At 40.4% G+C, this 13,541-nt stretch carries 12 protein-coding genes; all 12 read left to right on the top strand.

The window, feature by feature from the left end:
• Positions 1 to 187: 187 nt before the first annotated feature.
• Complete coding sequence (locus tag NST81_RS14450) at positions 188 to 1,003, top strand: basic amino acid ABC transporter substrate-binding protein (RefSeq protein WP_341030112.1); 816 nt, start codon at positions 188 to 190, stop codon at positions 1,001 to 1,003.
• Positions 1,004 to 1,104: 101 nt separating this feature from the next.
• Complete coding sequence (locus tag NST81_RS14445; protein ID WP_003352551.1) at positions 1,105 to 1,761, top strand: amino acid ABC transporter permease; 657 nt, start codon at positions 1,105 to 1,107, stop codon at positions 1,759 to 1,761.
• A complete protein-coding gene (locus NST81_RS14440; protein ID WP_048623966.1) occupies positions 1,758 to 2,480 on the top strand; it encodes an amino acid ABC transporter ATP-binding protein in 723 nt (240 codons plus the stop codon). The genes NST81_RS14445 and NST81_RS14440 overlap by 4 nt, the downstream gene beginning before the upstream one ends.
• 164 nt (positions 2,481 to 2,644) lie before the next feature.
• Positions 2,645 to 3,190 carry a signal peptidase I gene (gene lepB, locus NST81_RS14435; protein ID WP_341030111.1) on the top strand — a complete coding sequence of 182 codons (546 nt, stop codon included), beginning with the start codon at positions 2,645 to 2,647 and terminating at the stop codon, positions 3,188 to 3,190.
• An 821-nt stretch (positions 3,191 to 4,011) separates the two neighbouring features.
• A complete protein-coding gene (locus NST81_RS14430) occupies positions 4,012 to 4,830 on the top strand; it encodes an alpha/beta hydrolase family protein (protein ID WP_341030110.1) in 819 nt (272 codons plus the stop codon).
• A gap of 485 nt (positions 4,831 to 5,315) precedes the next feature.
• Positions 5,316 to 6,338, top strand: a complete 1,023-nt coding sequence (locus tag NST81_RS14425) for an AI-2E family transporter (RefSeq protein ID WP_270583451.1) — start codon at positions 5,316 to 5,318, stop codon at positions 6,336 to 6,338.
• Between the two features lie 153 nt (positions 6,339 to 6,491).
• Positions 6,492 to 7,310, top strand: coding sequence for an ABC transporter substrate-binding protein (locus tag NST81_RS14420; protein ID WP_341030109.1), 819 nt, complete (start codon positions 6,492 to 6,494; stop codon positions 7,308 to 7,310).
• 312 nt (positions 7,311 to 7,622) lie between these two features.
• On the top strand, positions 7,623 to 8,906 hold the full coding sequence (locus NST81_RS14415; RefSeq protein WP_048622726.1) for an IS110 family transposase: 1,284 nt from the start codon (positions 7,623 to 7,625) through the stop codon (positions 8,904 to 8,906).
• Positions 8,907 to 9,297: 391 nt separating this feature from the next.
• Positions 9,298 to 11,370, top strand: coding sequence for a BglG family transcription antiterminator (locus tag NST81_RS14410; RefSeq protein WP_341030108.1), 2,073 nt, complete (start codon positions 9,298 to 9,300; stop codon positions 11,368 to 11,370).
• Between the two features lie 13 nt (positions 11,371 to 11,383).
• The gene (locus NST81_RS14405) at positions 11,384 to 11,650 is read left to right on the top strand and encodes a PTS sugar transporter subunit IIB (protein ID WP_003352540.1); all 267 of its coding nucleotides are present in this window, start codon (positions 11,384 to 11,386) and stop codon (positions 11,648 to 11,650) included.
• Positions 11,651 to 11,662: 12 nt separating this feature from the next.
• The gene (locus NST81_RS14400) at positions 11,663 to 12,925 is read left to right on the top strand and encodes a PTS ascorbate transporter subunit IIC (RefSeq protein ID WP_048623960.1); all 1,263 of its coding nucleotides are present in this window, start codon (positions 11,663 to 11,665) and stop codon (positions 12,923 to 12,925) included.
• Between the two features lie 253 nt (positions 12,926 to 13,178).
• On the top strand, positions 13,179 to 13,505 hold the full coding sequence (locus NST81_RS14395; protein ID WP_327805507.1) for a YnfA family protein: 327 nt from the start codon (positions 13,179 to 13,181) through the stop codon (positions 13,503 to 13,505).
• Positions 13,506 to 13,541 lie beyond the last annotated feature (36 nt).

Genomic DNA, 13,541 nt, shown 5'->3' with positions numbered 1-13,541 from the left:
CTTAAAGGGGGAGAACATCTCCATGTATATATGTGATACATAGAACTGAAGGCACTAATTTATAATCATTACATTTTGAAAATAATGTATAATAAAATAATAGAAAAAAAACGTTGAAAAAATGCGGGTTTCGGTTTATTATTTTAGTAACTTGACAACAAATAAAAATAAAGGAGTTTGCATAATTATGAATAAAGTAGGAGCTAAGTTTTCGCTGTTTCTTGCGGTTTGCTTCGTGTTTTTGCTGGCGGCATGCGGATCAAACCAAGGGAAAAGCGATTCTGATGGAAAGATCAAAACGCTAAAGGTAGGAACAAATGCCGCTTTTGCCCCATTTGAATATATGGAGAAAGGGAAAGTGACCGGATTTGATATCGATTTGATCCATGCGGTGGCGAAAGAAGCCGGATATCAAGTCGATGTGCAGCATGAAGGCTGGGATTCCATGTTGGCGAATTTGGAAAACAAACAATCCGATCTGGCTATTTCCGGCATTACGATCAATGATGATCGCAAAAAGACGTATGATTTCTCCCGCCCGTATTTTGAAGCAGCCAATGTCATTGTGGTGAAAAAAGGAAGCAATGTTAAAAATGCCTTGGACTTAAAAGGAAAAAAAGTGGGCGTTCAAAGCGGAACGACTGGACAAGATGCTGCTGAAAAAATATTAGGCAAAAACAGTCAGAATGTGAAAAAATACGAGGATGTAACGGTAGCCTTTATGGCTTTGAAAAATAAAGAAGTAGATGCAGTGGTCATCGATAATGTCGTCGCCAATGAGTACGTAAAAAACCATCCGAAAGAGAATTTAAAGGTCATTACGGACCGCAAAAACTTTGAATCCGAATTTTACGGCATCGCATTTCCTAAAGGCAGCGAGTTGACGCCGAAATTTGATCAAGCGCTTGACAAAGTGATGGAAAACGGCACCTATGAAAAACTTTATAAAAAATGGTTTGGAAAAGAGCCGGATATGGAAGTTCTAAAAAAAGCGAAATCATAACTTTCAGCATGCGAATGTGGCAAAAGAACAAGGCTGCCGCCTCATTTTGGGTGCAGCCGATTTTTGCTTTATGAAAACACGGGAAGAAAAGGAGAAGAATGATGGATTTTCAGTTTGATATCATCCGAGAATATTTGCCGTATTTTGCAAAAGGTACATTATTAACGATCGGAATGTCCTTGATTGCCGTGCTGATCGGCCTGATTCTCGGGCTGTTGATTGGACTTGGAAAAATGGCGTCCAACAAATGGGTGCGGCTTCCTTTTATTTGGCACATTAACTTTTACAGAGGAACTCCATTGTTTTTGCAAATTTTGCTGATTCATTTCGGGGTCATGCCGCTCTTTATGTCTCCTGTCAATCCGATTGTCTCAGGGATTGTGGCTTTATCTTTAAATTCGTCCGCATACGTTGCGGAGATTTTTCGGGCCGGTATTCAATCGATCGATAAAGGGCAAATGGAAGCGGCTCGTTCATTAGGAATGACGCATGTTCAAGCAATGTGGCACATCATTTTGCCGCAAGCGTTTAGACGAATGATTCCGCCGCTTGGAAACGAATTTATCACGTTATTGAAGGATTCTTCTTTAGCGGCCATTATTGCCGCACCGGAATTAATGTATTGGGGACGGGCTGCTCAAGGGCAATATTACCGTGTTTGGGAGCCGTATATTACAGTGGCAGTCATCTACTTAATTCTCACTCTTTCGTTAACATACTTGCTAAATTATATAGAGAGAAGGTTGGAAAAAGAATGATCTCGGTAAAAGGACTCAAAAAATCCTATGGCGATATAGAAGTATTGAAAGATATTTCGATTGACATCCATCCGAAAGAAGTGGTAGTGGTGATCGGTCCTTCCGGTTCGGGAAAATCCACCTTTTTGAGATGCTTGAACATGTTGGAAACCATTTCTGGAGGACATGTGATTATTGATGGCATGGACTTGGCAGATAAGAAAACGGATATTAACAAAGTTCGCACCGAAGTAGGCATGGTGTTTCAACAATTTAATTTGTTTCCGCATAAAACCGTTCTGGAGAATATTACCTTATCTCCTATCATAGTAAGAAAATGGAGCAAAGAGAAAGCAGAAAAAAAAGCGATGGAGCTGCTTGAGAAAGTAGGTCTTTCCGATAAAGCGCACGTATATCCTCATTCGTTGTCCGGAGGGCAAAAACAGCGTGTTGCGATTGCCAGAGCTCTTGCGATGGAACCGAAAGTCATGCTGTTTGATGAACCGACATCAGCTTTGGATCCGGAAATGGTCGGGGAAGTGTTGGAAGTGATGAAACAGCTTGCTCAAGAGGGAATGACCATGGTGGTCGTTACCCACGAAATGGGATTCGCTCGTGAAGTAGGGGACAGGGTTGTGTTTATGGATGGAGGCTATATTGTGGAAGAAAATACTCCGCAAGAATTGTTCGATCATCCTCAACATGAAAGGACAAAATCGTTTTTAAGCAAAGTATTGTAGAAGCAGCAGACAGCTGTTTCTTTTTTTCATGCCGGCGTGAAAGGTCGATTCTTGAAGTTTGTTCTTGACGGTGTTGGGTGAAAATTCTGTATTTACTTTTTGCAATCTGTCCTCTATGATGAAAATGTACAGGAAGAAAAATTATTTGGATAAGGGAGAATGAAATGTCAAATCCAAAATCGGAATGGCTTTCTTGGATAAAGTCGATCTTGTTTGCGCTAATCATTTCGTTTATCATTCATACGTTTCTTTTTTCTCCTTATATAGTAAAAGGAGAATCGATGTCTCCTACTTTGGAAGAAGGAAATAAGTTAATTGTAAACAAGATGAAAAATATAAAGAGATTTGACATTGTGGTGTTCCATGCGCCGAATTCTAATGAGGTATATGTTAAGCGCGTGATCGGACTGCCGGGCGATACAGTAGAAATGAAAAATGATGTTCTGTATATAAACGGAGTAGCGTATAAAGAGCCATACTTAAATAAGCTGAAAAAGCAATATTCCTATTTGAACCGTTTTACCGGAGATTTCACATTAAAAGAAATCACAGGAAAAGAAAAGGTTCCTGATGGTAAAGTATTTGTTCTAGGCGACAATCGTTTAAGAAGCAATGACAGCAGAAGATTTGGATTTATCGACGAAAAGGATATTATTGGTTCGGCCGTTTTTCGTGCTTGGCCCATCCAAAAAATCGGCGTGATGAATTAAGCTGAAAATCAAATCTTCTTGGAGTTATTGGTACTTTGAGTCCGGAGGTAAGTCCAATCGTTGCAATGAATACTGGAACGTGATATTGCTTACAGCAGCTGCTAAAGGGTTTTCGCCGTTTGTCTCTGTACTGCCGGCTTTCGTGTGCTAAAGGCTATTGAACGGTGATAACCCATTCCATCGCTTTTTCAGACAAAGTTTGATCAACAGACATGAAACGGAATAGTCTATTCCTAATGGATTTTATTGAAATAGCCATTTTACGCCTTGCTCCGTTCATTTTCTTGAAAAATGCCTCCGAAGATCTCTTTTCCATTTCATTCTTCTTGAATGTTTATGAAAGGAAATGTTCTAATTCCCTCTTCTTCCAACTTACTATTGCTAATTTATGAAGAAAGTGCATGCAAACACGAAGAGGGCCGCAGATCAATCGAAAATGTGAGGTCCCGAACCTTTTTTTGACTGGTACAGGGAGAAAATGACGAGGATTCTTGTAATAGTGAGAAAGATACATCAAATCCGGACCGGGTCAATGTTTTGGAAAAGAAAATTCTCAGGATCGTTGACAATGCAGAAGAAGCCGTTTATTCTAGAAGAGAATAGGCGAATCCGCCATTCAAGCTGAAAGAAGACTAGTTGTGTTTGACGGTTTATCACTGCCATTTTCTTGATGCCAATTGAACGAGCCGAAAATGTATAAATACGGTTGTTTTTTTGGTAAGACCGCACCTTTTCTTTTGAAGAAGAGGTTTTTCTATACAAATAAAACATACTATTTTAATAAGAATTATAAGAATTAAAAATTTAGGAGGTGCCTTGGGATGCAAAAACACGTAAGAATTCAATGGAAAGGCCATCATTTGGCTGCGACGATTCACTATCCTGCAGAGTGGACCGATCAGGAAAAAAATGCACGCTATCCTTTAGTCGTGATCTGTCATGGTTTTATTGGAAGCAGGGTAGGAGTAAATCGGTTGTTTTACAAAGCGGCACAAGAATTGGCGGAAGACCGGTATGTGGTGATCCGGTTCGATTATGCGGGATGCGGCGAAAGCGACGGAGACTATGGACAGACAGGCTTGGATGATTTCATCGATCAAACGAATCATGTGATTGATTTTGGGTTGCAATTAAACGGAGTGGACGCCGATCAATTGGTCCTTCTTGGGCATAGTCTAGGCGGGGCAGTTGCATCATGGATTGCCGCCAATGATTCAAGAGTGAAAAAATTAATCCTCTGGGCTCCTGTAGGTCAACCGTATAAGGATATTGTCGCCATTGTCGGCGAAAAAGAAGTGGAAAAACTGAAACAAAAAACGTTTATTGATTATATGGGCTATCAGTTGACCTCCCGCTTCTTTCGTTCATTGTCATTGTACCATCCGCTCAAGGAAGCTTCCCGATTTCAAGGAGATGTAATCATTCTTCATGGAACGAATGATGAAGACATTTCTGCCGAATATTGTTTGCGCTACGATTCCGTATTTCAAACAAGAGAAAAAGGAACGTGCGAAAAACGGCTTATTGCCGGGGCAAATCATACTTTTTCCTCCTGTGTCGACCAAAGAGATCTGTTTTCGGAAACAAGACGTTGGCTTGCTGCTGTATTGAAAAGGGAGACGAGAAAAAAAGTCGTCTGACAGCTAATGAATCCAAAAATGGGTTTGACTTTAACATTCACCTTTCCGAAGAGAAAAGAAGTGGTTGGCCTCTCGGGATGGCTCCTGTTGTGAAAGATTTATGTTCATATGATTGCATTATTAAAAAGATGACGATTGACGGATTTGGATGGGCTGGTTCTAATAGGGAGAGCTGGCCTGTTTTATTTTTTAAAAAGGAAAAAATCGCAATTTTTCTCATTATAACGGGCTGGAAGGTATGTTAAAATAATCGTATGGTTCCTTTGAGCAATAGATTGCTGTTTGAATTCTTTTTGAAAAGTAAGGAAAATGGACAATCGAAAGCCCATATTATGTTATAAAAAGATGAAAGGAAAACGGGACGCTGTTTAGGAATCCATCGGCGTGGCGTTGTTTATTGAACAGTGGACAAGCGGCTTGCCCCATTTTCCCTTTACGATTAAATAGCAACTCAAGAGACCTAAAAGGGGGAAAAGAATGAGTCGATGGAAGACTACGTGAAACGATTTGCCAATTCGAAAACATGGCGAAGAATTGTGATTCTGGCCATTATTGTCTTTTTTCTCTATATAGTAAGAAGCATGATGAATGTTATTTTGCTTACATTTATTTTTACCTTTTTGATGGATCGATTGGAAAAAATGGTATCCGGATTCATTCGAATCAATCGAAAAATCACCGTCATCCTTTTATATACCATTGTGGTTGGTTTGCTTTTGTATGGAATTGTCAGGTATTTGCCGGTGATTGTTGCGGAAATTACCCAGTTGGTGAAACAAATCACTGAGTTTTACACGCGGCCGCAGCATAATGTCATCTTGAATTATTTGGTGGACTTCTTAAAAGAAAAGCAAATATCCAGTTATTTGCAGCAAGGCGTTACCTTCTTGCTGAAGTATTTTACGGATATCAGCAAAATCGTACTTCAAGTTTTGCTTGCCATTATTTTAAGTCTGTTTTTTTTGCTGGAAAAAGAGCGGCTTATTCGATTTACCCGTAAATTTAAGCACAGCAAATTGTCCATGTTTTATGACGAAATTGAGTTTTTCGGCCGGAAGTTTGTAAGAACGTTTGGCAAGGTGATTGAGGCCCAAGTCGTTATTGCGATCGTCAATACGATTTTGTCGATCGCCGGACTTTGGATTATGGGGTTTCCCCAATTGTTTGGCTTAGCGATCATGATTCTTTTTCTCGGCTTTATACCGGTTGCCGGAATGATTATTTCGCTTATTCCGCTTTCCATTATCGCATACAGCATCGGCGGGTATATAAAAGTATTGTATGTATTGATTATGATCGCTGTGGTTCATGCGGTCGAAGCCTATTTGCTGAACCCGAAACTCATGTCTTCTAAAACGAATTTGCCTGTTTTTTACACATTTATGGTCCTCATTTTTTCAGAACAATTTTTCGGTGTTTGGGGTTTGATCTTAGGGATTCCGATTTTTGTGTTTTTACTGGATGTTTTAGAAGTCACCGATTCATCCGACAACAAAGAAAAAGAATAAAATGGAAAGCCTGCATCTCAAAAAAAGATGCAGGCTTTTTTTGCAGACGACTATTATATGTGCTTCCCAAGTTCGGCATAATCTCTCCTTCTTCTTCATAGATTGGTATGGAAAAGCAGAATGGACCAGCTATAGAACCTGCCGGAAAAGGAGATGGGAGATGTGAAGCACAAAAAGAAATGGCTGCTGATGGGGCTGGTATTTATACTGGCAGCGGCTTTATTCGCCGGATGCGGCAAATCGAAAGAAACGGGCACAACAGAAAAAAGCACATTGGATAAGATTAAAAAGCGGGGGGAATTAGTGGTCGGCGTTAAATATGATACGTATTTATTCGGCTATAAGGATCCGAAAACCGGTAAAGTAGCAGGCTTTGATGTCGATATTGCCAAAGCGCTTGCCAAGAAAATTTTCGGCGATGAGAAGAAAGTCAAGCTTGTAGAAGTAACGTCCAAAACGCGAATTCCGAAGCTGCAAAACGGCCAAATTGATGCCATTATTGCGACGATGACGATTACGGATGAACGCAAGAAACAAGTCAATTTTTCCGATGTGTATTTTGATGCGGGACAATCTCTGCTTGTGAAAAAGGGCAGTCCGATTAAAAGTGTAAAAGATTTGAAAAAAGGAACGAAAGTATTGGCCGTAAAAGGAGCAACGTCCGGAGATAATGTGAAAGCTAAAGCTCCAGATACGCAAGTGTTGGAATTTGAAAATTACGCCGAAGCGTTTACCGCATTAAAATCGGGAAAAGGGGATGCCTTGACAACGGATAATTCGATCCTTTATGGCATGGCGGCGCAAGATCCTAACTATGAAGTGGTTGGCGGAACATTTACGAATGAGCCATACGGAATTGCCGTTCGAAAAGGCGATGAGAAATTCACGAAATACATCAATTCTTTCCTAAAAGAACTGAAGGAAAGCGGAGAGTATGATCGAATCAAGAAAAAATGGATTAAACAGCAATAATGCATTTTAGAGCTGGACTAAAAATGGTCCAGTTTTTTTGGATTTTCTTATGATTTAGAGAGCCCTTCGATTCGTCCAATTTTGCACAAAAAACGATACTATATTTGGACTGTTTTTTTCTATTTTTCTGTAATATAGTGAAAACAGATAGAAAAAAATCTTGTTTTACACAAATTAGAAAGCGATTACAAAAATCAGGAGCATTCCTGTAATGAGGAAATTTGAGGTTTGATAAAAAAAAGTCCCCTTGGTATAGTACAGGGTGTCAATGCGCGTTGACCCCGAATTTCAATAAACCAAGGAGGACTCAAAATGAATTATACACAAAATCAAAAAATCTCTCAAATTACACCATCAACTCTCATTGTAGGTATTGATGTAGCTAAAGAAAAGCACGTTGCCCGTTTTCAAGATGACCGAGGCTTAGAATTTGGCAAGAGATTGATCTTTGAAAATCGTATACACGGCTTTCAAACCTTATTAGATTGGGTTAATCATATTCAAAAAGAAAATCATAAGGACCACGTGATTTTTGGAATGGAGCCAACAGGTCATTATTGGCTAAATCTTGCTTACTTTCTTAAGGCAAAAGGATATGATGTAGTGCTAGTGAATCCCATGCACGTCAAAAAAAGTAAAGAGCTTGATGACAATTCGCCTACAAAAAACGATACAAAAGATGCTCGTGTCATTGCACAGTTAATGAAAGATGGGCGATACTCCGTACCGAACCTATTAGAGGGCGTATACGCTGAACTAAGGGAAGGCGTCAAATTACGAGATCAGCTCATCAAACAGCTTATGATCATTGAAGGGCGGATTGAAAACGTCATTCAGCGCTTTTTCCCAGAGTTTTTCGATGTGTTTGGAGATTGGAAAGGTAAAGCCGCCTTTTATACCTTGCGCATGTTTCCATTTCCCTCTCATATTCAAAAGTTGTCACCAGAAGAAGTGCTGCAAAAATGGAAACCGTATGTACAGCGTGGGGTTGGGCTGAAACGAGCAACCCGACTCGTAGAAGTAGCGAAAAAGAGCGTTGGGATTGAGACAGGAATCCAGTTCGCAAAAAGAGAATTGGATTGCCTATTGGATCAATATGAGCTTTACAAGAAACAGTTAGCACAACTAGATGAAGAACTAGAAGGTGTTGTTGAAAGCATACCAGGTGCGAAACAAATGACCAATATCCCGGGACTTAGTTACACTACCATTGCTTTGTTCTTTGCGGAAGTAGGAGATTTAACCAAGTACAATCATCCGCAACAATTAGTCAATCTGGCAGGGCTTTCTTTAAGAGAACACAGTTCAGGAAAGTATAAAGGGCAAACACGCATAACCAAAAGGGGTCGAAGACGTTTACGAAAAGCATTATACCTGGCCATTCGACCATTGGTTGCCCATAATCCTGTATTTAAAGCCTTGCATCATTACTATACCAATCGGCCAGACAGGCCGTTAAAAAAACAACAGTCTCTGATTGCCTTGTGTTGTAAATTATTACGTGTGTTATTTGCCATTGGTAAGAAACAGTGTGAGTTTGATGGATTAAAGCTATTAAAGGGATTACCTCAAATAAAAGCATTACAGGCTGCATAAAAGCTTTCAAACGACTTGTTATTCTGACAAACACCAATAGTGCAGAGTTGGAGTATATTTTCACCATTCGGGCATTAGACCCTGTAAAGGAGCATATCCAACCTCCACCTCATGGGTACGCAGGACGAAGGAATGTGTGGATCTTAAAATCCAGTGATACATGGGAGGGTGAGCGACCATGAGAAGTGTGGAGACTTCTTGCACGGTCATACATGATATTACAGATATTGTAAATCTGTATTATAGGATGCACCTTACCATGTAAATATATTGAATAAATACAAGTAATATCCACTCATTTGAGGTGAAGAAGCTATTATGTGTTAGCGAAATTTAAAGAAAACGTGAGAATTTTGAAGAAAATTAAAGTTTATAGAGGGAGGGAGGAATCATGACGCTTGACTACCGCTCCATGGCCGTGTTAACGAAATTGGTTCGATCTCCTTCTTTTGTCACCGTTCAAGAATTAACGGAAAGTTTAAATGTTTCAAAGCGCACGGTCTATTATGATATGAAAAAGATCAATTATTGGCTGGAAAAACAAAAACTTCCTTCCGTTCAATACGTTCGTTCTCAAGGTTTCTACTTGGAAGAAAAATCAAAACGAGAGATTCCGAAGAAAATGCCCTTTGTCTATCGGCATTATGAATATTCGCCGAAAGAACGAAAAGCCAAAATGATGGTTTTGCTTCTGATGAAGGAGCGCCCCATCTTTCTAGCAGATTTATTGAAGATGGTGGATGTCAGTCGGAATACGGTGATAGAAGATATCAAAGGGTTGAAAGAAGAGTGTAAAAAATTTCATGTACAAATCGTTTCCACTAAAAAGAAAGGGTATATTCTCTTTGGGAAAGAACTGGATTTACGGAATGCCCTTGTTTACTTCTTGTCCCAGTTAAGTGGCAATAAAGAATGGATGAATGGATTCTTTCCCGTTTTACAAGAAGTTAAGACTGAACATTTAAACTTGATTTACAAGATGATTTCCGAAAGCGAAAGCATGTTAAATCTTCACTTTACGGATGAAGATGTTCAAACGTTAAGTTTGCGTGTTTATCTTTTTTCGAAAAGAATCAAGCAAGGGTATTTTGTGGAAATGGATCCGGTTGAAAAAGACATTCTCCGTTCTACAAAAGAATATTTGGCCGCTCAACATATCGGCAAGCAGTTGGAGCGTTGTTTCAAGCTGGAGATACCGGAAGACGAGATCTATTTTTTGACTACTCACTTACTCAGTTCTAAAATTATCCATTCTCAAAATTTAGATGCGAGGAATTCTGACGTTGCTGCTCTGCGAGAAGTATGTCAAAAAATGGTGGACGATTTTCAAAAATACTCTTGTGTGTTCTTTCGAAATCGAAAAGCGGTGGAGAATCATTTGCTGCTACATTTGAAACCCGCTTTTTATCGGCTGAAATACGGGATCAAAGTGAACAATCCTCTCTTTGACTCCATTAAAACCAATTATGCGGACATATTTGCTTTAACCAAAAAAGTGATTGATCATTTTCAAAAACTGGTGGGAAAGCCTATTCCTGACGACGAAACAGCTTTGCTGGCCGTCCACTTCGGGGGATGGCTCAATCGTGAAGAGGCAGAAGGGCATCAACGTAAAAAAGCGGTGATCGTATGTGCGAATGGAGTAGGAACGTCTTTGATTATGCATAGACAGCTTAAAGAGCTGTTGCCAAACGTCGAGATTGTCGATAGCTTGACGAAAAGACAATATGATTCTGCAAGCCTTGATGTCGATTTTGTAGTATCTACTGTACCGCTTCAAGATCGCGGCATTCCTGTATTTTTGACAAATCCGATTATGAATGAAGCAGAAAAAAACAAGTTGCTGAAATGGACGAACCACTTTACAAATAACAGAGAAAATCTTTCCGTTCAAGCATTCATGAATATGATTGAAAAGTATGCAGATATCCACGACTATGAAGGTCTTGCACGAAAGGTAAAGGAATTTTTGTCCGTTCCTTCCCCGACGATGAAGGAGGTATACAAACCGATGCTCAATGAATTGATTGATGAAGACCACATTGTGTTAAAAGAGGAGGAGAAGAGCTGGGAAGATGCCATAAAAACGGCGGCGGAGCCACTGCTGAAAACGGGTGCGGTCACGGAAGGATATGTCGATGCCATGATTGAAAGCGTCCATGAGTTGGGACCGTATATCGTCATTGCACCAAAAGTAGCGATTCCTCATGCAAGGCCTGAAAAAGGAGTTAATCGACTGGGGATGACATTGCTGCGCTTAAAAAAAGGAGTACCCTTTGCAGAGGATGGTTCACGCAATGTTCATTTGGTTATTGTCTTGGCAGCCGTGGACAATGAAACGCACTTAAAAGCGTTGTCTCAATTATCTAATTTGCTGTCAGACTCTCAAAATATCGAGCAATTAATCAAGGCGGACACAAAAAAAGAGATTCTCGATTTAATCAATCAATATTCAAAAGAATAAGGAGAGATGGAATATGAAAAAGATTTTAGTCGTTTGCGGAAACGGATTAGGAAGCAGTTTAATTGTGGAAATGAATGTAAAAAAAATCTTGAAAGAAATGGGCGTAGAAGCGGAGGTCAGTCATACGGATCTGGCAACAAGCAAATCGGAACAAGCGGATATTTATCTTGGCTCTAAAGAGATTGTAGAAAACTTGGAGGATGGAAAAAGAACGGTTGTCGCATTGAAAAACATTCTCGATCAAAATGAAATCAGAAGAGAGCTTGAAAAATACTTTTAGGAGGAAAAAGCCATGCTGGACTTTTTAATGAAGGACATCTTAGGGACTCCCGCCATTTTAGTCGGCATATTTGCGCTTGTCGGTTTGCTGCTGCAAAAGAAAAATGCGGCAGAAACGGTGTCTGGAACGTTAAAGACGATTATGGGATTTGTGATTTTAAGCGGCGGAGCGAATATTCTCGTAGGCGCCCTTGATATTTTTAGTAAAATGTTTCAACATGCCTTTCGCATTCAAGGCGTTATTCCCAACAATGAAGCGATAGTGGCCATCGCCCAAAAAACATTTGGTAGTGAAACGGCATTAATAATGGTATTTGGTATGATCGTGAATATTATTTTGGCTAGGATTACCCCTTTTAAATACATTTTTTTAACCGGACATCATACTTTATTCATGGCATGTTTAATTTCTGCCGTTCTGGCAACGGGCGGAATTACCGGAGTACCCCTTGTTATTATTGGATCGATCATTCTCGGATTATTAATGGTGATTTCTCCTGCGATTCTGCAGCCGTTCGTACGCCAAATTACGGGTTCGGATGATATCGCCGTAGGACACTTTGGTTCCTTTGGCTACTTTGTGGCCGGATTTTTGGGCAAAGTATTCGGAAACAAGGAACGTACAACGGAAGAAATAAAAGTCCCGAAATCACTGGGATTTTTGCGGGATACTTCAGTAGCCGTATCGTTGACAATGTGCATCTTGTTCTTCATCGTTGCCGGTTTCGCCGGTCCTGCATTTATCGAAAAGGAGCTAAGCGGCGGAACGAATTTCTTAGTCTTTTCTTTTATGCAATCGATTACCTTTGCTGCCGGCGTGTATATCATTTTATCGGGCGTTCGTTTGATCATCGCAGAAATTGTTCCTGCATTTAAAGGGATAGCCGATAAGTTTGTAAAAGATGCGAAACCCGCGCTGGATTGCCCAACTGTTTTTCCTTTTGCGCCAAATGCCGTTATTATCGGATTTTTAACTAGTTTTGTGGCCGGGTTGGTTTCGATGTTTTTGCTTCCTTTGTTCCACTTAAAAGTTATTGTGCCCGGTCTTGTTCCTCACTTTTTCACAGGAGCAGCGGCGGGTGTGTTCGGAAATGCGACCGGTGGCCGAAGAGGCGCCGTGATCGGCTCATTCGCAAACGGACTGCTGATCTCGTTTTTGCCGGCTATTCTCCTTCCGGTCCTCGGATCGCTTGGTTTCGAAGGAACAACGTTCGGTGACGCTGACTTTGGCATTGTCGGTATTCTTCTTGGCTATTTGATGAAATTGTTTTCTTAATGAAAAGCTGATCTCTTCTAAAGTGAATCCCTTATGTGCAGACAGTTTTGAAAAAGCTCATCCTGTCTCACAGGAGGGATTTTTCATGGTTTTCGACTGTCTGGTGATAGGGTGTCCACCCGCGGGAACGAGTAAATGACAAATGACCTTTAGAGATGACCGTTGCATTTATCTTCTTTCTTGCCTATTCTGACAAACTTATTTTTCTAGTTTATAATAAAACGAGGAACATAAAATTTTTGGAGTGTGAGCAATGGTAAGAGCGGCGGCTTTGTTTTTGCTGGCGGGATTGGCGGAAATCGGCGGCGGTTATTTGATTTGGCTGTGGATTCGGGAACAATATTCATTCTGGTACGGGGTTATTGGAGCGATTGTACTTGTCCTGTATGGTATCATTCCAACGTTACAAAGCTATCCGGCATTCGGGCGAGTTTATGCCGCTTATGGCGGTGTCTTTATTTTTCTTTCTGTCCTGTGGGGATGGGGAGTCGATAGAAAAACGCCCGATTTATATGATTGGCTCGGTGCTTTGATTTGTTTAGTGGGAGTTGGCGTGATTCTTTGGGCGCCGAGGCATTAGGTTTTGTGATAGTAAAATAATAGCTTTGTCACGCTG

Source organism: Bacillus sp. FSL W8-0223 (assembly GCF_038006805.1).
GTDB classification, from domain to species: domain Bacteria; phylum Bacillota; class Bacilli; order Bacillales; family DSM-4216; genus Bacillus_O; species Bacillus_O smithii.
This window is presented reverse-complemented; position numbering and strand designations above follow the sequence as displayed.

Bases quoted from the DNA above. Each gene is read 5' to 3' on its own strand.
- NST81_RS14400 (WP_048623960.1), top strand. From the start codon at position 11,663: ATGCTGGACTTTTTAATGAAGGACATCTTAGGGACTCCCGCCATTTTA.
- lepB (WP_341030111.1), top strand. From the start codon at position 2,645: ATGTCAAATCCAAAATCGGAATGGCTTTCTTGGATAAAGTCGATCTTG.
- NST81_RS14450 (WP_341030112.1), top strand. From the start codon at position 188: ATGAATAAAGTAGGAGCTAAGTTTTCGCTGTTTCTTGCGGTTTGCTTC.
- NST81_RS14425 (WP_270583451.1), top strand. From the start codon at position 5,316: ATGGAAGACTACGTGAAACGATTTGCCAATTCGAAAACATGGCGAAGA.
- NST81_RS14420 (WP_341030109.1), top strand. From the start codon at position 6,492: ATGGGAGATGTGAAGCACAAAAAGAAATGGCTGCTGATGGGGCTGGTA.
- NST81_RS14395 (WP_327805507.1), top strand. From the start codon at position 13,179: ATGGTAAGAGCGGCGGCTTTGTTTTTGCTGGCGGGATTGGCGGAAATC.
- NST81_RS14430 (WP_341030110.1), top strand. From the start codon at position 4,012: ATGCAAAAACACGTAAGAATTCAATGGAAAGGCCATCATTTGGCTGCG.
- NST81_RS14440 (WP_048623966.1), top strand. From the start codon at position 1,758: ATGATCTCGGTAAAAGGACTCAAAAAATCCTATGGCGATATAGAAGTA.
- NST81_RS14445 (WP_003352551.1), top strand. From the start codon at position 1,105: ATGGATTTTCAGTTTGATATCATCCGAGAATATTTGCCGTATTTTGCA.
- NST81_RS14410 (WP_341030108.1), top strand. From the start codon at position 9,298: ATGACGCTTGACTACCGCTCCATGGCCGTGTTAACGAAATTGGTTCGA.
- NST81_RS14405 (WP_003352540.1), top strand. From the start codon at position 11,384: ATGAAAAAGATTTTAGTCGTTTGCGGAAACGGATTAGGAAGCAGTTTA.
- NST81_RS14415 (WP_048622726.1), top strand. From the start codon at position 7,623: ATGAATTATACACAAAATCAAAAAATCTCTCAAATTACACCATCAACT.